The sequence below is a fragment of the Amycolatopsis sp. BJA-103 genome (assembly GCF_002849735.1).
Classification (GTDB): Bacteria; Actinomycetota; Actinomycetes; order Mycobacteriales; family Pseudonocardiaceae; genus Amycolatopsis.
This window is the reverse complement of the sequence record NZ_CP017780.1, coordinates 1,569,837-1,591,592: the sequence shown is the minus strand read 5'-3', so window position 1 is coordinate 1,591,592 and position 21,756 is coordinate 1,569,837. Positions and strand designations below refer to the sequence as shown.

1 protein-coding gene is annotated in these 21,756 nt (G+C 73.2%); it reads right to left on the bottom strand.

Features of this window, described 5'->3' with window-relative positions; all coding sequences use genetic code 11:
• Window positions 1–2 precede the first annotated feature (2 nt).
• Window positions 3–21,755: a type I polyketide synthase gene (locus BKN51_RS07220; RefSeq protein WP_101606872.1), complete on the bottom strand. Its 21,753-nt coding sequence runs from the start codon at window positions 21,753–21,755 to the stop codon at window positions 3–5.
• Between the last annotated feature and the right edge of the window lies 1 nt (window position 21,756).

The window sequence follows — 21,756 nt, the reverse complement described above, 5'->3', positions numbered from 1 at the left end:
GGTCAGAGTTCGTTGTCCAGCAGGGCGAACATGTCGTCGATGGTGTCCACTTCCAGATCCGCGTCGCCGCCGGACGGCCGGACCCGGTCCTGCCACAGGGCGACCAGGTTCCGCAGCTTCGCCTCGACCTCGGCACCGTCCGCGGCCGCGATGTCCACTGTGGACAGCTCGGCGGCGAGCCGGTCGATGCCCGACGCCAGGCCGGTTTCCCCGGCCGGGGCCGCCGGTCCCGCAGCGTCCATCTCGGACTGCAGGAACTTGGCGAGATCGTCCGGGGTCGGGTAGTCGAAGATCAGCGTCGCGGGCAGGCGCAGCCCGGTGGCCGCGTCGAGCCCGTTGCGCAGCTCGACCGCGGTGAGCGAGTCGAAGCCCAGTTCGGTGAACGCCCGGCCCGGCTCGATCGAGTCCGCGCCGTCGTGCCCGAGGGCCGCCGCGGCCTGACCGCGCACCACCCCGAGCAGCACCAGTTCGGCGTCCGCCTGCGCAAGCCCCGCGAGCCGACGCTTGAGTCCGTCGGCCTGCGCCGCCGCGTCCACCGTGGCAGCACGCCGCACCGAACCGCGGACGAGACCGCGCAGCAGCGGCGGTACCGGTCCGGTCATCGTGCGGAGCCCGGCGACGTCCAGCTTCACCGGCACCGAGACCGGCTCGGCCAGGCCGGTGGCCAGGTCGAACAGCTCCAGTCCTTCGACCGGGTCGAAACTGCCGACCCCGTCGCGGCCCATCCGGTCCGCGTCCGCCGAGTCGCCCATCCCGTCGGCCCAGAGGCCGAAGGCGAGCGACGTCGCGGGCAGGCCGAGACCGCGGCGGTGGTGCGCCAGCCCGTCGAGGAACGTGTTCGCCGCCGCGTAGTTCGCCTGTCCCGGAGCGCCGAGCACCCCGGCGGCCGAGGAGAACAGGACGAACATGGTCAGGTCGTGGCCGCGGGTCAGCTCGTGCAGGTTCCACGCCGCGTCCACCTTGGGCCGCAGCACCTTCTCGAGCCGCTCGGGGGTGAGCGCGGTCAGCAGCCCGTCGTCGAGGACGCCGGCCGCGTGCACCACACCGGTGAGTTCCGGTGTGCGGTCCAGGACCGCGGCGAGCGCGGCGCGGTCGGCGGCGTCGCACGCCTCGATCCGCACGGTGGCGCCCAGCGCGGTCAGGTCCGCCGTCAGTTCGGCCGCGCCGGGCGCGTCCGGACCGCGACGGCTGGTGAGCACCAGGCTGGTGACGCCGTGCTCGGTGACCAGATGCCTGGCCAGCACCGCGCCGAGGCCGCCGGTACCGCCGGTGACCAGCACCGTGCCGCCGATCGGGCGGCGCGGCACGGTCAGCACGACCTTGCCGACGTGCTTGGCCTGCGACAGGAAGCGCAGCGCCTCCGGTGCCCGGCGCAGATCCCAGGTGCGGACCGGCAGCGGGGTGAGCGCGCCCTGGTCGAACAAGACGATCAGCTCCTCCCATATCTGCGCGATCCGGCGGTTGCCCGCTTCGATCACGTCGAACGCCTGGTAAGTCACACCGGGATGGTGCCCCGCGGCGCCGCCGTCCGGACGGACGTCGGTCTTCCCCATTTCCACGAACCGCCCACCGCGCGGTAACAGGCGCATCGAGGCGTCGATGAAGTCGCCGGTCAGCGCGTTGAGGACGACGTCGACGCCGTTCCCGCCGGTGGTCTCGCGGAACCGTTCCTCGAAGTCGAGCGTCCGCGACGACGCGATGTGGTCGTCGTCCAGCCCGGCCGCGCGCAGGACGTCCCACTTGCCCTCGCTCGCGGTGCCGAACACCTCGGCGCCGACATGCCGGGCGAGCTGTGTCGCGGCCATCCCGACGCCACCGGCCGCGGCGTGGATCAGCACCGACTCGCCCTTCTTCAGCGAACCGAGGTCGGTCAGCGCGTAGTAGGCGGTGAGGAACACCAGCGGCACCGACGCGGCCTCTTCGAACGTCCAGCCCTCGGGCATCTTGGCCAGCAGGGCCCGGTCGGCGAAGGTGAGCGGGCCGAACCCGCCGTGCACCAGGCCCATCACCCGGTCACCGACGGCGAGATCGTCCACTTCGGACCCGACGTCGGTGACGACACCGGCGGCCTCGTACCCGATCCGGCCCGCGTCACCCGGGTACATGCCGAGCACGTTGAGCACGTCGCGGAAGTTCGTCCCGGCCGCGCGGGTGGCGATCCGGACCTCACGCGGCAGCAACGGTTCGAGCACGTCCGGGTACGGCTCGAAGGAGAGCCTGTCGAGGGTGCCCTTGACCACGCTGTCGAGACGCCAGGCCGGTTCGTGCCACGGCGGCACGAGGTCCGGCGACGACGCCGCGGTCAGCAGCCGCGCGGCGTGGACGACGCCGTCGCGCACGGCGAGCTGGGTTTCGTCGCCCAGCACGGCCAGCGCGGTGTCGACGTCGGCCTCGGCCGCGTCGAGCAGCACCAGACGGCCGGGATGCTCGGACTGGGCGCTGCGGACCAGGCCCCAGACCGCGGCCGAAGCCGGGTCGACACTGTCCGAAGTAGACACGGCGACACCGTTCTCGGTGCGCACCACGAGCGTGGTGTCCTTCTCCTCGGCCAGCCACTCCTGCAGGTTCGCCAGCGTGCTCAGCAGAAGAGCGTGTGTCGCGGCCGGGGTGTCCCCGGCCTCCGGCACCGCCGACAGGATCTCCGTCGGGGTCGCCGGGGACTCGTTCGTCACCTGCGCCCAGCCGAGCCGGAACAGAGCGTCCGAAGTGGACGGAGCGGCCGGGCCGAGGTCGGTGACCTCGCGCAGCAGCAGCGCTCCCACCGTCAGCACCGGTGCGCCGGCACCGTCGGTGAGCTCCAGGCGGACCGAGTCGGTGCCGGTGGCCGAGACCCGGACGCGGGCGGCGGTGGCGCCGGCCGCGTGCAGGACGACGTCGCGCCAGAGGAACGGCAGCCGCGTGGTCGTGGTGTCCCCGGTGGGCAGCAGGCCGATCGCGTGCAGCGCGGCGTCGAGCAGTGCCGGGTGCAGGCCGAACTTCCCGGCGTCGCCGTGGGCGGCGGCGGGCAGTTCGAGATCGGCGCAGACGTCGTCGCCCACCCGCCACGCGGCGGTGAGGCCCTGGAACACCGGCCCGTACTGCAGGCCCGCTTCGGCGAGCCCCGGGTAGAGCTCGGTGACGTCGAGGGCTTCGGCCCCGGCGGGCGGCCACGCGGCGTCCTTGGCCGTCGGGTGAGCGTCCCCGGGGGCGAGCAGGCCGGTCGCGTGCTCGGTCCACGGAGCCTCGCCGAGGCGGGAGTGGATCGACACCGGACGCCGTCCGTCGTCGTCCGGAGCACCGAGGACGACCTGCACGGCGAGTCCGCCGGTCTCCGGCAGCACCATCGGCGCGGCCAGGGTCAGTTCGGCGACGCGGGCGCAGCCGAGTTCGTCGCCCACCCGGACGGCGAGCTCGACCAGTGCCGCGCCGGGGACCAGCACGGTGCCGAGCACCGCGTGGTCGGCCAGCCACGGCTGCGCGGCGCGGGACAACCGGCCGTAGCCGACCAGCCCGTCCTCGCCCGCCGTCGGCACGGTCGCGCCGAGCAGCGGATGCCCGGCCGCGGCCAAGCCCAGCCCGGCGGCGTCGCCCGCGGTGGCGGGCGGGTCGAGCCAGAACCGCTCACGCTGGAACGCGTAGGTCGGCAGCGACACGGCGCGGGCGTCCGTGCCGTCGAAGAACGCCGTCCAGTCGACGTCGGTACCCGCCGCGATCAGTCGGCTGAAGGCGAGCGCGGCGGTCTGCCGCTCGTCACGGTCCTTGCGGAGCACCGGGACGAACACCGCGTCCGGGGCGCTGTCGGCTCCCATCGCGGAGAGCACGCCGTCCGGGCCCAACTCCGCGAACCGGGTGACGCCCGCTTCGGCGAGTGCGCGAACCCCGTCGGCGAACCGGACAGGCTCGCGGACATGCCGCACCCAGTAACCCGGGTCGGACAGTTCGTCGGCGACCCGGCCGGTCACGGTGGAGACGATCGGGATCCGTGGTTCAGCGTAGCTCAGGCTCTCCGCCACCGTGGCGAACTCCGCGAGCATCGGCTCCATCAGCGCCGAGTGGAACGCGTGCGAGACGACCAGAGCCTTGGTACGGCGTCCTTCCCCGGCGAACCGGGCGGCGACCTCGCGGACCGGACCGTCCACACCGGACAGCACGATCGCCTGCGGTCCGTTGACCGCGGCAAGGCAGACCTCGTCGGACAGGTGTTCGCGCACCTCGTCCTCGGTCGCCTGGACCGCGACCATCGCACCGCCTTCCGGCAGCGCCTCCATCAGCCGTCCTCGCGCCTCGACGAGTTTCGCCGCGTCCTCCAGGGAGAACACGCCCGCCACGTGAGCGGCCGCGATCTCGCCGATCGAGTGACCGGCCAGGAAGTCGGGCCGGATCCCCCACGACTCCACGAGCCGGGACAACGCCACTTCGAGAGCGAAGATCGCGGGCTGCGCGGTGCCGGTGCGGTCGAGATCACCAGCGAGAGGCAGCAGCGCGGCGACCTCGTCGTAAGCCTCGGCGAACACCGGGAAAGCGGCGTAGAGCCCTTCGCCCATACCGAGCCGCTGGGAACCCTGGCCGGTGAACAGCAGGGCGAGCTTGCCTTCGGCCGAGCGGCCGGTGACGACCTGCGGGGTGGTCCGGCCGCCGGCGAGCGCGGCCAGACCGGTGCGCAGCGCGTCGGCGCCGCCGGTGAGCACCGCCCGCCGTTCGAACACGGTCCGGGTGGTCGCCAGCGCGTAGCCGATGTCCAGCGGGTCGGCGAATCCGACGGTGCCGAGCAGCCGCCCGGCCTGGGCCCGCAGCGCGTCTTCGGTGCGGGCGCTCAGCACCCACGGCAGAAGCGACGGCGGCGCCGGAATCCGGGCCGGTGCGGCGGGTTCCGGAACCTGCTCCAGAATGACGTGCGCGTTGGTCCCGCTGATGCCGAACGCCGACACCGCCGCGCGCCGCGGCCGTCCGGCCTCGGGCCACGGCCGGGCCTCGGTGAGCAGCCGGACCTCGCCCTCGCTCCAGTCGACGTGCGGTGACGGCTCGTCGACGTGCAGGGTCGCGGGCAGCACTCCGTGCCGCATCGCCTCGACCATCTTGATGATCCCGGCGAGTCCGGCGGCGGCCTGGGTGTGGCCGATGTTGGACTTCACCGAGCCGAGCCACAGCGGTTCCTCGCGGTCCTGGCCGTAGGTGGCCAGCAGCGCTTGCGCCTCGATCGGGTCACCCAGCGCCGTACCGGTGCCGTGTGCCTCGACGATGTCCACAGTGGACGACTCGACGCCCGCCGCGGCCAGCGCGCGGCGGATCACCCGCTGCTGCGAGGGACCGTTGGGCGCGGTCATCCCGTTGGACGCGCCGTCCTGGTTCACTGCGCTGCCCCGGACCACCGCGAGCACACGACGTCCGTTGCGGCGCGCGTCGGAAAGCCTTTCCAGGAGCAGGAAACCCGCGCCCTCGGCCCAGGCGGTGCCGTCGGCCGCCGCCGCGAACGGCTTGCAGCGGCCGTCGGCGGCCAGGCCGCGCTGACGGGAGAACTCGATGAACGGGTTGGGGCTGGCCATCACGGTCGCGCCGCCGACCAGCGCCAGTCCGCACTCGCCCGAACGCAGCGCCTGCGCCGCCCAGTGCAGGGCGACCAGCGACGACGAGCACGCCGTGTCGACCGACACCGCCGGGCCTTCGAGCCCGAAGGTGTAAGCGACCCGGCCGGTCAGCACGCTGCTCGCGCTGCCGGTGCCGAGCAGGCCCTCCATCCCCTCCGGGGTGGCGGCCAGACGGGAGGCGTAGTCGTCGTACATGACACCGGCGAACACACCGGTGGCGCTGCCGCGCAGCGAGACCGGGTCGATCCCGGCGCGTTCGAACGCCTCCTGCGCGGTCTCCAGCAGCAACCGCTGCTGCGGGTCGACGGTGACCGCTTCCCGCGGCGAGATGCCGAAGAACTCCGCGTCGAAGTCGGCGGCGTCGTGCAGGAAACCGCCCTCGCGGGCGTAGCTGGTGCCGGGGTGGTCGGGGTCCGGGTGGTACAGCCCGTCGAGATCCCAGCCGCGGTCGGACGGGAACGGCGTGATCGCGTCGGTCCCCTCGGCGACCAGGCGCCACAGATCCTCCGGTGAGCTGACGCCGCCCGGGAACCGGCAGCTCATCGCGACGATCGCGATGGGCTCGTCCGGTTCGGCCACGCGCACCGGTTCGATGTCCGCACCTGCTTCGTCACCGGCCAGCTCGGACCGGACGTAGGTGGCGAGCGCAGCCGGGGTCGGGTGGTCGAACACCAGCGTGGCGGGCAGCCGCAGCCCGGTCGCCTCGCCTAGCCGGTTCCGCAGTTCGACGGCGGTGAGTGAGTCGAAGCCGAGTTCCGTGAACGCGCGCCCGGCTTCGACCGACGTCGCCGTGCCGTGTCCGAGCACGTCGGCGACGTGCCCCCGGACCAGATCGACCAGATGCGAGAGCTGGTCGGCGGGCGAAAGCCGGGTCAGCGTCGCGGTCAGCCCGGCGGCGGCCGCGGCGTTGGCCGCGCCCCGCCGCTTCGGCACCCGGACCAGGCCGCGCAGTGCGGGGGCGGGCTCGCTGGTGCGGGCCAGCGTGCGCAGCGTCGCCAGGTCGAGCTTCACCGGGACCGGAACCGGTGTCGAGGCGGCCAAAGCGGCGTCGAACAACGCCAGGCCCTCTTCGTCGGTCAGCGCGCCGAACCCGGCGCGAGCGAGACGGTCCACATCGGACTGTCCGCCCATGCCGTTGGCCCACAGGCCGTACGCCAGCGAACGGGCGGGCAGCCCCTCCGCGTGACGCCGGCGCGCGAGGTCGTCGAGCAGGGCGTTGGCCGCGGCGTAACTGGCCTGCCCCGGGCCGCCGAGGATCCCGGACACCGAGGACACCAGGACGAACTGGGTCAGCGGCTTGCCGAGGGTGAGTTCGTGGAGCGCGAGCGCCGCGTCGGCCTTGGGCCGCAGCACGATGTCGAAGCGCTCCGGGGTCAGTTCCGTGACGACGCCGTCGTCGAGCACGCCGGCGGCGTGCACGATCCCGGTGAGGTCTTCGATCCCGTCGAGCAGCGCGGCGAGCGCGTCGCGGTCGGTGACGTCGCAGGCGACGACCTCGGCGCCGAGCTCTTCCGCCAGCTCCGGGGCGCCGGGCGCGCCGAGGCCGCGGCGGCTGGTGAGGACCAGCCTGGTGACGTCCGGCGCGAGGTGCCGGGCGATCGCGGCCCCGACCCCGCCGGTGCCGCCGGTGACGAGAACCGTGCCCTCGCCCCAGATCGCGGCCTCTCCCGGCGTCGCCCGGGTCAGGCGCGGGACTTCCGCGACACCGTCGCGGATCCGGACCTGCGGTTCGCCGGTGGCCAGTGCGGTCGCCACGTCATCGACGTCGTCCCCTTCGAGGACGACGAACCGGTCCGGGTGTTCCGAGGCGGCGGTGCGGGCGAGACCGCGGACGGCGGCCCCCGCCGGGGTGTCGCCGGTGCGCACCACCAGACGTGTCCCGCCGTCGGCCAGGAACTCCTGGATCGCCGTGAGGGTCGCGGCCAGCGCGTCACGCGGCTCGCCGTCCGGCGCGGTGAAAACCTGGACGTCCTCGGCCGCTTCACCGTCGGCGGGTACCTCGACCCAGGTCAGCTCGTACAGCGAGTCGGTGCCGCGCGGCCTCGGGGCCTCCGCGGTCCGGACGTTCACCGTGCCGAGGGTGATCACCGGCGCGCCGGTGGTGTCGGTGGCCAGCAGGGAAACGGTGCCCGCCCCGGTCGGCGTGACCCGGACGCGCAGCGCGGTGGCGCCGGTGGCGTGCAGGGTGACATCGCCGAAAAGGAACGGCAGCCGGGTGCCCTCACCGGGGAGGAGACCCAGGGTGTGGAGCGCCGCGTCGAGCAGCGCCGGATGCAGCCCAAAGCCACCGACTTCGGTGCCCTCGGGCAGCTCCACCTCGGCGAACACGGTGTCCCCGTCGCGCCAGGCGGTGGTGAGCCCGCGGAACGGCGGGCCGTAGTCGAGACCCGCGGCCGCGAGGTCCGCGTAGAGCCCGTCGAGCGGGATGGGTTCCGCGGCGGGCGGCCATGCGGTCAGCCCGGACGGCACGGCGGCCGTTTCCGGGACGAGGATCCCGGCGGCGTGCTCGGTCCACTCCCCCTGCGGGGCACGCGAGTGCACGGAAACCGGTCGTCGCCCGCCCGTGCCCGCCGCTCCGACGAGCACCTGGACGTCGAGCGCGCCGTGCGGCGGCAGCACCAGCGGTGCGGCCAGGGTCAGTTCCTCCACGCCCGCGCAACCGGCTTCGTCACCGGCACGGACGGCGAGTTCGAGCAGTCCGGTGCCGGGGACGAGGACCTCGCCGAACGCGGCGTGCCCGGCCAGCCACGGATGCGTGGCGACCGAAAGCCGTCCGGTGAGGACCCAGCCGTCGCCGTCGGCGAACGGCACGGCGGCGCCCAGCAGCGGGTGCCCGGCGGGCTGGAGCCCCGCCGTGGTGACGTCGCCCGCGCCGGATCCGGCGGCGAGCCAGAAGCGGCGGCGGTCGAACACCGTCGTCGGCAGGTCGACGACGCGGGCGCCCGTCGGGCGGAACACCGCGGCCCAGTCGACTCCGGCACCGCGGGTGTACGCGGCGGCCAGCGTGGTGAGCGCGGTTTCCGCCTCGTCACGGTCGGCGCGCAGGAACGACGCCGCGAAGGTGTCCGGGCCGTCGTCGGCGAGGGCGGTCAGGACGGCGGCCGGGCCCAGCTCAACGAACCTGGTCACTCCTGCCTCGCGCAGCCACGCCAAGCCGGCGGCGAACCGGACGGTGGCGCGGACGTGCTCCACCCAGTACTCCGGCTCGGCGACCCTGCCGGTCCTCTCGCCGTCCACTGTGGACACGAAGGGGATCGCCGGGGCCGAGAACTCCAGTTCCCGCACCACGGCGGCGAACTCGTCGAGCATCGGCTCCATCAGGGCCGAGTGGAAAGCGTGCGACACCTCCAGCCGCTTGGTGCGGCGGCCGAGTTTTTCGAACTTCTTGGCCAGCTTCAGCGTCGGCGAGGCGGCACCCGAGAGCACGACCGCGTCCGGGCCGTTGACGGCGGCCAGCGAGACCTTGGCCGTCAGGTGCTCGCGCACCTCCTCCTCGCTCGCCTGGACCGCGACCATCGCGCCGCCCTCGGGCAGCGCCTCCATCAACCGGCCACGCGCCTCGACGAGCTTGGCCGCGTCCTCCAGGGAAAGCACACCCGCCACGTGAGCGGCCGCGATCTCGCCGATCGAATGCCCGGCCACGAAGTCGGGGACGACGCCCCAGGATTCGGCGAGCCGGTACAGCGCGACTTCCAGCGCGAAGATCGCCGGCTGCGCGGTGCCGGTGCGGTTCAAGTCGCCCCCGGCCGGGAGCAGCGCGGTGACCTCGTCGTAGGCGGCGGCGAACACCGGGAACGCGGCGTAGAGCCCTTCGCCCATGCCGAGCCGCTGCGATCCCTGTCCGGTGAACAGGAACGCCGTCCGGCCGGGCAGGACGCGGCCGGTGACGACCGACGGGGTGGCCGTGCCCTCGGCGAGGGATTCCAGTCCCGTGCGGAGATCCGCGTCCGTGGCGCCGAGCACGACGGCACGCCGTTCGTGCGCGGTGCGCGTCGTCGCGAGTGCGAAACCGACGTCGACCGGCTCGCCGTCACGGCCGAGCAAGCGTCCGGCCTGCTCCCGCAGGGTGTCTTCGGCTCGGCCGGAGAGCACCCACGGCACGAGAGCCGGAGCGGCGACCTCGCGCGGGGCCGGGGTTTCGGCCGGTGGCTGTTCGAGGATGACGTGCGCGTTGGTCCCGCTGATCCCGAACGACGACACGGCGGATCGCCGCGGCCGCCCGGTTTCCGGCCAGTCCCGGCCCTCGGCGAGCAGTTCGACGTCACCGGCTTCCCAGTCGACGTGCGGGGTCGCCTCGCCCAGGTGCAGCGTCTTCGGCAGGACACCGTGGCGCATCGCCTGGACCATCTTGATGATCCCGGCGACCCCCGCGGCGGCCTGGGTGTGACCGAAGTTGGACTTCACGGAGCCGAGGTACAGCGGTTCGCCGTCGCGCTCGCGGCCGTAGGTGGCCAGGAGCGCCTGCGCCTCGATTGGGTCACCCAGCGTCGTACCGGTGCCGTGTGCCTCGACAGCGTCCACAGTGGACGACGGGACACCGGCCGCGGCCAGCGCTTGGCGGATCACCCGCTGCTGTGAGGGACCGTTGGGCGCGGTGAGGCCGTTGGACGCGCCGTCGGAGTTGACCGCCGAGCCCTTGACCACCGCCAGCACGCGGTGCCCGTTGCGGCGCGCGTCGGAAAGCCTTTCCAGCACGAGCATTCCCGCGCCTTCTGCCCAGCCGGTTCCGTCGGCGTCGGACGAGAAGGACTTGCAGCGGCCGTCGGCGGCGAGGCCGCGCTGACGGGAGAAGCCGATGAACGTCTCCGGCGTCGCCATCACCGTGACCCCACCGGCCAGCGCCAGCGAGCACTCCCCCGAACGCAACGCCTGCGTCGCCCAGTGCAGGGCGACCAGCGACGAGGAGCAGGCCGTGTCGACCGACACCGCGGGCCCCTCCAGGCCGAGGGTGTAGGCCACGCGGCCGGACAGCACGCTGCCCGAGGTGCCGGTGCCGAGGAATCCTTCGACGTCGTCGGGGACGTCGTTGCCGAGCCGGGTGCCGTAGTCGTGGTACATGACCCCGGCGAACACGCCGGTCGGGCTGCCCTTGAGCGACGTCGGATCGGTGCCGGAACGTTCCAGCGCCTCCCAGGCGACTTCGAGCAGCAACCGCTGCTGCGGGTCCATCGCGAGCGCTTCCCGGGGCGAGATCCCGAAGAACTCCGGGTCGAAGTCGCCCGCGTCGTGCAGGAATCCGCCTTCGCGGGTGTAGGTCTTGCCCGCACGGTCGGGGTCGGGGTCGTAGATGCCGTCGACGTCCCAGCCGCGGTCCTCGGGGAAGCGGGTCACCCCGTCCTTGCCGCCGGAAACGAGGTCCCACAGCTCTTCCGGCGACGTCACGCCACCCGGGTAGCGGCAGGCCATGCCGACGATGACGATCGGGTCGCCGTCGGCGCGGGCCGCGGTGAAGACCGGGGTCGCGTCGGCGGGTTCGTCGAGCAGTTCGGCGAGCAGGAATTCGGCCAGCGCCAGCGGGGTCGGGTGGTCGAAGGTCAGCGTCGCGGGCAGGCGCAGCCCGGTGACCGTGCCGAGGCGGTTGCGGAACTCGACCGCGGTGAGCGAGTCGAACCCGAGGTCACCGAAGGCGCGATCGGCCTCGACGGCGTCGGGGCTGGTGTGGCTGAGGACGTGCGCGGCCTCGGTGCGGACCAGTTCGGTCAGCAGCCGCACGCGTTCGCCGGCGGGCACCCCCGCGAGCCGCTGGCGCAACCCGGCCGCTTCCGCTTCCTCGGCCGCACGACGGCGCCGCGGCCGGACCAGGCTCCGCAGCACGTGCGGGACCTCGGCTTCGGCACGCAGCGCGGCCAGGTCGAGCTTGGTCGCGACGGGACGCGGGTCGTCGCCGAGGGCCAGCAGGTCGAACAGTTCCAGCCCGGCTTCGACGGGCAAGGCCGCTCCACCGCGACCTTCACCCATGCCGGTTTCCCAGAGGCCGAAGGCGATCGAGGTGCCGGGGAGGCCCTGGGCGCGCCGGTGGGCGGCGAGCCCGTCGAGGTAGCCGTTGGCCGCGGCGTAGTTCGCCTGGCCGGGTGCGCCGAGGGCGCCGGCGATCGAGGAGAACGTGACGAACAGCTTGAGGTCGCTGGTCAGTTCGTGCAGATGCCGGGCGGCCTCGGACTTGGGGCCCGCGACGGCGGCGAGCCGTTCGGGTGTCATCGCGGCGAGGACGCCGTCGTCGAGGACGCCCGCGGCGTGCACCACGCCGCTCAGCGGCTCCTCCACGAGCGCGAGCACGGACTCGAGCTGGGAACGGTCGGCGACGTCGCACGCGGCGATCGTCACCTCGGCGCCGAGCGCGACCAGATCCTCCCGCAGGGCTTCGGCGCCGGGGGCGTCCGCTCCCCGGCGTCCGACGAGCAGCAGGTGCCGGACGCCGTGGCGCTCGACGAGCCGCCGGGCGACGTGCGCGCCGAGTCCGCCGGTACCGCCGGTGACCAGCACGGTGCCGTCGAGGGTCCAGTCCGGGTCGGCGGTGGCGCGGGACCGCGTCAGCCGAGGAACGCGCAGGCCGTCTTCGGTGAACGCGACCTCGGGTTCACTGGTCGCGGCCGCGATCCGGACGTCGCCGGTGCCGTGGACCAGGACGAACTTGTCCGGGTACTCGGCCTGCGCGCTGCGCACGAGTCCGGCGACGGCGGCGTGCTCCGGGCTGTCACCGGTGAGGTGCACGACGAGCCGGTCTTCGGCCGTCTGCAGCGCCTCGAGTGCGGCCTCGACCGACGTGGCTTCGTGCACGGCGATGTCTTCGCTCTCCGAAGGCGTCGCGACGGGGATCCAGTCGATGCCGAACAGCGCGTCGGTGGTGGCGCTGGGCAGCGGCCCGTCGCCCACCGGGCGCAGGCTCAGCGAGCCGACCGAGAGCACCGGAGCACCGGTGCCGTCGGTGACACGCAAGGAAACGGCGTCCTGACCGGCCGGGGTGAGCCGGGCCCGCACCGTGGTCGCACCGGTGGCGTGCAACGCCAATCCGGTCCACGAGAACGGCAGCCGGGCCGGGCCGCCGGTCAGGCCGACGGCGTGCAGGACCGCGTCGAGCAGGGCCGGGTGCAGTCCGAACCCGCGGACGTCGGTGCCCTCGGGCAGCGCGACTTCCGCGAAGATCTCGTCACCCTGGCGCCAGGCCGCGCGCAGACCGCGGAACGGGTCCGCGTAGGTGAGTCCGGCTTCGTCGAGTGTCGCGTAGAAGCCTTCCAGGTCAACGGATTCGGCACCGGCCGGTGGCCATTCCGGTTCGGCCGCGGGTTCGGTGTCCGTCGCGATCAGCGAGCCGGTGGCGTGCAACGTCCATTCGCCGTCCTGAGGACGCGAGTGCACCGCCAGCGTGCGGCGGCCGTCACCGTCCGAAAGGGACACTCGCAGCTGGACCGGGGCCGCGGTGAGCACCAGCGGCGCCTGCAGCGTCAGTTCTTCGACGGTGCCGCAGCCGACCTCGTCACCCGCCCGGACGGCGAGTTCGGCGAACGCGGTACCCGGCAGCAATACGGCGTCGCGGACGCGGTGCCCGGCCAGCCACGGCTGCTCGTCGAGCGAAAGCCGTCCAGTGAGGACCAGCCCGCCGCGTTCGGGCAGCGCGACGGCGGCGCCCAGCAGCGGGTGGTCGAGCGCGCCGAGACCCAGCGCGGTGGCGTCGCCGGAGCCCGGCGGCGCCAGCAGCCAGAAACGGCGGCGCTGGAACGGATAGGTGGGCAGATTCGCGGGTCGCGCGCCACTGCCGTCGAAGAAGCGGTCCCAGTCGACGGGAGCGCCCGCCGCGTGCACCGTGCCCAGCGCGGTCATCGCAGACCGGGCCTCGTCCGAGTCCTTGCGCAGGGCGGAGACGAAGACGCCGTCGGTGCCCATCGCGGAGAGCACGGCGTCGGGGCCGAGTTCGAGGAACGCCGTGACACCTTCGGCGGTCAGGGCTGCGAGGCCGTCGGCGAACCGAACGGTTTCACGGACGTGGCGCACCCAGTAACCCGGGTCGGTCAGATCGGCCGATTCGCTCACCGTGGACACGATCGGGATCCGCGGCTCGGCGTACTCCAGCGACTCCGCGACCTCGGCGAACTCCGCCAGCATCGGCTCCATCAGCGCCGAATGGAACGCGTGCGACACCACGAGATGCTTGGTGCGACGCCCTTCCTGGGCGAACCTGGCGGCGACCGCGCGGACCGGACCGTCCACACCGGACAGTACGACCGCGTCGGGCCCGTTGACAGCGGCGAGGCTGACCTCGTCGGTCAGGAACTCGCGCACCTCGTCTTCGGACGCCTGCACCGCGACCATCGCGCCGCCTTCGGGCAGCGCCTCCATCAACCGGCCGCGTGCCTCGACGAGTTTCGCGGCGTCCTCCAGGGAGAACACGCCGGCGACGTGTGCCGCCGCGATCTCACCGATCGAGTGCCCGGCCAGGAAGTCCGGGGTCACGCCCCAGGACTCGTAGAGCCGGAACAGCGCCACTTCCAGGGCGAAGATCGCGGGCTGCGCGGTGCCGGTGCGGTCGAGGTCGCCGTCGAGGGGCAGCAGCGCGGCGACCTCGTCGTACGCCGCCGCGAAGGCGGGGAAGGTCTCGTAAAGGCCTTGGCCCATGCCGATTCGCTGGGACCCCTGCCCGGTGAACAGGAACGCGAGCCGTCCGGTGACCGCGCGGCCGGAGACGACGTTGACCGCCCGGCCGGTGTCGGCGAACGCGGCCAACCCGGCCCGCAGGACGGACGGATCGGTGCCGACGACGACCGCGCGCCGCTCGTGCGCGGTGCGGGCGGTCGCCAGCGACCAGGCGACGTCGAGCGGGTCGGCCGTCAGGTCGGCGAGCCGTGCGGCCTGTGCCCGCAGGGCTTCCTCGGAGCGGCCGGACAGCACCCAGGGCAGCATCGCGGGCCGGGCAGTCGATTCCTTGGTCTCCGGCGCGGGAACTTGTTCGAGCACGACGTGCGCGTTCGTCCCGCTGAACCCGAACGAGGACACGCCCGCCCGGCGCGGACGGCCGGTTTCCGGCCAGCCCGCGGACTCGGTGGCCACGCGGATCGCGCCGGCCTCCCAGTCGACCTGGGCCGAGGGCGCGTCGACGTGCAGCGTCGCGGGGACGACGCCGTGCCGCATCGCCTCGATCATCTTGATCACCCCGGCCACCCCGGCGGCGGCCTGGGTGTGCCCGAAGTTCGACTTCACCGAGCCGAGCAGCAACGGCTCTTCGCGGTCCTGGCCGTAGGTGGCCAGCAGCGCCTGTGCCTCGATCGGGTCGCCCAGCCTGGTGCCGGTGCCGTGTGCCTCGACGACGTCGATGTCCGAAGTGGACAGTCCGGCGTTGGCGAGCGCCTGCCGGATCACGCGTTGCTGCGACGGCCCGTTCGGGGCGGTCAGTCCGCTGGACGCGCCGTCCTGGTTGATCGCGGAACCCTTGAGCAGGGCGAGGACCGGGTGACCGTTGCGGCGCGCGTCGGACAGTTTCTCCAGCAGGACGAACCCGGCGCCCTCACCCCAGCTGACGCCGTCGGCGCCGTTGGCGAAGGCCTTGCAGCGGCCGTCGATCGCCATCGCGTTCTGCTTGCTGAAGTCGACGAACGGGTCGGGGTTGGCCATCACGGTGACGCCGCCCGCCAGCGCGAGGGAGCATTCCCCCGAACGCAGGGCTTGGCTCGCCAGATGCATCGCGACCAGTGAGGACGAGCACGCCGTGTCCACCGACACGGCCGGTCCCTCGAACCCGAAGGTGTAGGAGACACGGCCGGACATCATCGCGCCGGACGTGCCGGTGCCGAGGAAACCTTCGACCTCCTCCGGGATCTTCGTCAGCCTGGACGCGTACTCGTGGTAGATCGCGCCGGTGAAGACACCGGTGTCACTGCCGCGCAAGGTGCCGGGCGGGATGCCCGCGCGTTCGAAGGCCTCCCACGCGATCTCCAGGAGCAACCGCTGCTGCGGGTCCATGGCGAGGGCTTCGCGGGGCGAGATGCCGAAGAAATCCGGGTCGAAGTCCCCCGCGTCGGGCAGGAAGCCGCCGGTGCGGGTGTTCGACACGCCCTGTTTGCCCGGGGTCGTGTCGAACAGCGCGGCCAGGTCCCAGCCGCGGTCGGTGGGGAACTCCGTCAGGCCTTCGCGGCCTTCGGAAACCAGGCGCCACAGGTCTTCCGGCGTGTTGACGTCGCCGGGGAACCGGCAGCTGGTCGCGACGATCGCGATCGGCTCACCGGCGTCGACGACCCGGGCACGGACACGAGGTCCGGCGGTGAGGTCGCCGAGCAGTTCCGAGCGCACGTAACCGGCGAGGGCGACCGGGGTCGGGTGGTCGAAGATCACCGTCGACGGCAACCGCAGCCCGGTCACGGAACCGAGGCGGTTGCGCAGTTCGACCGCGGTCAGGGAGTCGAAACCGAGGTCCATGAAGCCGCGGCCGGGTTCGACCGTGGCCGCGTTGACGTGCCCGAGCACCAGGGCGACCTGCGTGCGGACGAGGTCCAGCAGCTCACGGTCCTGATCGGCTTCGGTCAGCCCGGCGAGCCGCCTGGCCAGCGAGGAGTCCTGGCCGCCGCCCGATTTCGCGGTCCGGCGGCCGGGTTTGACCAGCGCGCCGAGCAGCGGCGGGAGCGGTCCGGACGCGGCCAGCACCGGCAGGTCCAGCTGTACGGGGATGGCGAGCGGCGCTCCGGCGGCGATGGCCGCGTCGAACAGCGCGAGACCGTCCTCGACGGCGAGCGCGGGAGTGCCACCGGCACGCAGCCGCGCCAGGTGGGCTTCGCCGAGCGTCTCCGCCATGCCCGCGGCCCACGGGCCCCAGGCCAGCGATTGCCCGGCGAGACCGAGCGAACGGCGGTGGGCGGCGAGACCGTCGAGGTAGCCGTTGGCCGCCGCGTAGTTGCCCTGCCCCGGGGCGCCGAGCACCCCGGCGGCCGAGGAGAACGTGACGAACAGGTCCGGGTCGCCGGACAGTTCGTGCAGATGCCGGGCCGCGTCGGCCTTCGGGCCGAGCACGAAGTCGAGCCGTTCGCGGGTGAGCGCGTCGATGGTGCCGTCGTCCAGCACGCCGGCGGCGTGCACGACACCGGTCAGGTCGACGCCGTCCAGCAGCGCCGCCACGGCGTCACGATCGGAGACATCGCAAGCGACGACCCGGACTTCGGCGTCGAGCTCTTCCACCAGCTCCGCCGCTCCGGGCGCGTCGAGGCCCCGGCGGCTGGTGAGCAGGAGCTTCCGGACTCCGTGCTTGGTCACCAGATGGCGGGCGACCAGGGCACCGAGACCGCCCGTGCCGCCGGTGATCAGCACCGTCCGGTCCGGGTCGAGTGCCCTCGGCATGGTGAGCGCGACCTTGCCGATGTGCTTGGCCTGGCTGAGGAACCGGAACGCTTCCCTGGCCTCGCGGACGTCCCAGGTCCGGGTCGGCAAGGGGGCGAGCGCGCCTGAGGCGAAGAGGTCGGTCAGCGCGTCCCACAGCTGAGCCGTCCGCTCCGGCCCGGCGTCGATCAGGTCGAAGGCGCGGTAGTGGACGCCTTCGGGCTCGCGGATGTCGGTCTTGCCCATCTCCAGGAAACGGCCGCCGGGCGTCATCGTCCGGATCGAGGCGTCGATGAAGTCCCCGGCGAGGGCGTTCAGGACGACGTCGATACCGCTGAACCGCTCCTCGAACTCCAGCGTGCGGCTCGAGGCGATGTGCGCGTCGTCGAGTCCGGCGTCGCGCAGCACGTACTGCTTGCTTTCGCTCGCGGTGCCGTACACCTCGGCGCCCAGATGGCGCGCGAGCTGTGTGGCGGCCATGCCCACTCCGCCGGCGGCGGCGTGGATCAGGATCGACTCGCCCGCCTTGAGCCCGGCCAGGTCGACCAGCGCGTAATAGGCGGTCAGGAACACCAGCGGCGTCGAGGCCGCCTGTTCGTACGTCCAGTCCGCGGGCTTGCGGGTGATCATCGGCCGTTCGGCGATCGCGATCGGCCCGGCGCCACCGGAGACGAGGCCCATCACCTGGTCGCCGGGGCTCAGGTCGGTGACGTCGGCGCCGACTTCGAGGACGGTCCCGGCGAACTCGCTGCCGAGCAGTCCGGCCTCGCCGGGGTACATGCCGAGCGCGTTGAGGACGTCGCGGAAGTTGAGCCCGGCGGCGCGGACGGAAACCCGGACACCCAGCGGGCCGAGCGGCTCGTCGGGCAGCGGTTCCAGGGTCAGGTGGTCGAAGGTGCCCTTGCCGGACAGGCCGAGCCGCCAGTTGCCCGGCGGCGGGAGCAGGCGTCCGGTGGATTCGGGCGTGACCAGGCGCGGGACGCGCAGTTCGCCCTCACGGACGGCGATCTGCGGTTCCCCGGCGGCCAGCACCGCGTCGGTGAGCTCCTCGGCGTCGGCGAGCAGGAACCGGTCCGGGTGCTCGGACTGCGCGCTGCGCACCAGCCCCCACACCGCGGCCGCGACCGGGTCCGCATCGGACTGTCCGGTGTGGACGAGCAGTTTCGCTTCGGCGAAGCGGGCTTCGGCGAGGAAGGTCCGGAGCACGTCGAGGGTCGCGCCGGTGACGGCGTGGACGTCGTCGCCTTCCGCGCGGTACACGACGACCTCGGGGGCCTCATCGGTGACGTCGGCGAACCGCGCCCAGCGCGGGGCTTCGCCGTCCGGTGTGGCGATCGGCCGCCAAGCCAGTTCGTACAGTCCCTCGCGAGTGGTCGCGGGACGCAGCTGTCCGGCCGAAACCGGGCGGACGACCAGGGAGCCGACGGTGGCGACCGGCGCACCGGTCCCGTCGGCCACGCGCAGGGTGACCGCGTCGGTGCCGGCCGGGGTGAGCCGGACGCGCAGTTCGGCCGCGCCGGAGGCGTGCAGCACGACGTCGCTCCAGGCGAAGGGCAGCCGGGCGGGGCCGTCACCGTCGGCGGCGAGCGCGTGCAGCGCCGCGTCGAGCAGCGCCGGGTGCAGGCCGAATCGAGCCGCCTGGTCGCGGGCGTCGTCGGGCAGGGAGACCTCGGCGTACGTGTGCTCGCCGTCGCGCCACAAGGTCCGCAGGCCCTGGAAGATCTCGCCGTACTCCAAGCCGAGCGCGGCCAGTTCCGGGTAGCGGCCTTCGAGAGAGACGGCCTCGGCGCCGGGCGGCGGCCACTCCGCCAGGTCCCAGTCGGGCGTGGACGAAGCCGGGGCGAGCGCGCCGGTGGCGTGCAGCGTCCACTCCCCCGCGCCGTGGGGACGCGAGTGCACGGTGAGCGGGCGGTGGCCGGTTTCCTCCGGCGTCCCGGCCCACAGCTGGACCTGGACCGCGCCACTCTCCGGGAGCACCAGCGGCGTCTGCAGCGTCAGCTCTTCCAGCACCGCGAGGCCGGTCTCGTCGGCGGCTCGCACCGCAAGTTCGACCAGCGCGGTACCGGGCACGACGACCTGCCCGTGCACCACGTGCTCGGCCAGCCACGGATGCGTCCGCAGCGAAAGGCTTCCGGTGAACAGGAATCCGCCCGCGTCGGCGACCGAAACGGCGGCACCGAGCAGGGGATGGTCGAGCGAGCCGAGACCGAGACCCGCCGCGTCACCGGCGGCGTGCGTCGCGGGGAGCCAGTAGAACTCGCGCTGGAACGGGTACGTGGGCAGTTCGACCGGACGCGCGCCGTCGAACGCGGCGGCCCAGCCGACCTTGCCGCCGTCGGTGTACACGGCGGCCAGCGCGGCGACGAAGGTCTCGGGTTCGGGCCGGTCGCGGCGCAGGGCCGGGACGAACAGGCCGTCCGCGCTTTCCTGACCCGCCGCGGAAAGGACGCCGTCCGGACCGAGTTCGAGGAAGCGGGTGACGCCCGCCTCGGCCAGCGCGCCGACACCGTCCGCGAACCGCACGGCCTCGCGCACGTGCCGGACCCAGTAGGCCGGGTCGAGGATCTCGGCGGTCTCGGCGATGCGGCCGGTGACGTTCGAAACCAAGGCGATCTTCGGCGTCTGGTAGGTGACGCGGCGGGCGACGGCGGCGAACTCGTCGAGCATGCCGTCCATCAGCGCCGAGTGGAACGCGTGGGAGACAGCGAGGTTCTTGGTCCGGCGGCCCTGCTCGGTGAACACGGCGGCGACGGTCCGCACGGCGTCCTCGGTACCGGAGACGACGATCGCGCGCGGTCCGTTGACGGCCGCGATGTCCGCCCCTGTCACCAGGGCGGCGCGAACCTCGTCTTCGGTCGCTTCGATGGCGCACATCGCGCCCCCGCGCGGCAGGGCGCTCATCAGGCGGCCTCGTGCCGTGACCAGTTCGGCGGCGTCGTCCAGTGACCAGATGCCGGCGACGTGTGCCGCGGCGAGTTCACCGACGGAATGACCGATCAGGAAATCCGGGACGACGCCCCAGGATTCGACCAGGCGGTAGAGCGAGACCTCCAGCGCGAACAGCGCTGGCTGGGCGTTCCCGGTGTCGTTCAGGGCTTCGGCGTCCTCGCCGAAAACGATCTCACGCACGCCGGGCAGCAGCTCGCAGACCTCGTCGAACGCGGCGGCGAAGGCCGGATACGCCTCGTAGAGTTCGCGGCCCATGCCGAGTCGCTGCGAGCCCTGGCCGGTGAAGCACACCGCGAGGGCACCGTCGGTCGCTTCGCCGACGTTCGAATCCCCTTCCGCGACCGCCGTCAGCCCGGCGCGCAGGGTGGCCTCGTCGCGGCCGGTGACGACGGCACGGTGCTCGAAGGCGGACCGGGTCGCGGCCAGCGACCAGCCGATGTCGGCCGGGTCGCCCTCGACGTCCAGCAGCGCGCGTGCCTGGGCGCGCAACGCCGCCGGAGTACGGCCGGACAGCACCCACGGGATCACCGGCGGCGTTACGGCGTCCACTGTGGACGGCTCGACGGCGGGCGCCTGCTCCAGCAGCACATGGGAGTTGGTCCCGCTGATGCCGAACGACGAGATACCCGCCCGGCGGGTCTCCCCTTCCGGCCAAGGGCGCGCCGACGCCAGCAGTTCGATCGTTCCCGGCGACCAGTCGACCTGCGGGCTCGGCGCGTCGATGTGCAGGCTCGCGGGCAGGATTCCGTTGCGCAGGGCCAAGACCATCTTGATGATCCCGGCGACCCCCGCCGCGGCCTGGGTGTGGCCGATGTTCGTCTTCACCGAACCGAGCAGCAACGGCCCCCGCTCGCCGCGGTCGCGACCGTAGGTGGCCTGCAGGGCTTGGACCTCGATCGGGTCGCCCAGCGTCGTCCCGGTGCCGTGCGCCTCGACGACGTCGACGTCCTTCGTGGACAGACGAGCGTCGGCGAGCGCCTGGCGGATGACGCGCTGCTGCGAAGGACCGTTGGGGGCGGTGAGGCCGTTGGAAGCGCCGTCCTGGTTGACCGCGGAGCCGCGCACGACGGCCAAAACCGGGTGGCCGTTGCGCTGGGCGTCGGACAGCCGCTCCAGCACGATCATGCCGGCGCCCTCGCCCCACGCGGTGCCGTCGGCCCCGGCGGCGAACGCCTTGACCAGGCCATCGCGGGCGAGACCGCGCTGGCGGGAGAACTCGATGAACGCGTCCGGGCTCGCCATCACGGTGGCACCGCCCGAAAGCGCGAGGTCGCACTCCCCCGCTCGCAAGGCGCGGACGGCGAGGTGGAGCGTGACCAGGGACGCCGAGCAAGCCGTGTCGACGGTGACCGACGGGCCTTCCAGCCCGAGGACGTAGGAGATCCGTCCGGAAAGGACACTGCCGGAGATCCCGGTGCCGAGGTAGCCCTCGACGCCTTCGACGCCCTTGGGCAGGTCGCGGCCGTAGTCCTGGCCGTTGGTGCCGACGAAGACCCCGGCGCGGCTGCCGGACAGCGACGCGGGATCGATCCCGCCGCGCTCCAGCGCCTCCCACGACGTCTCCAGCAGCAGCCGTTGCTGCGGGTCCATCGAGACGGCCTCGCGCGGCGAGATGCCGAAGAACTCGGGGTCGAATTCCCCGGCGCCGTCGACGAAACCGCCTCGGTCGACGTAGCTGGTGCCGAGGTGGTCCGGATCCGGGTCGACGAGCGCGCCGACGTCCCAGCCGCGGTCGTCGGGGAACCCGGTGATCCCGTGGTCCCCGGCGGTCAGCAGTTCCCAGAACCGCTCCGGCGACCGGACGCCGCCCGGGAAGCGGCAGCCCATGCCGACGATGGCGATCGGTTCGGCGGCGCGGTCTTCCAGCGCGGCGAGCCTGCCGCGCGTGCGCTGCAGTTCGCCGGTGACTCGCGTCAGGTAGTCGCGAAGCTTGTCGTTCTCACCCACG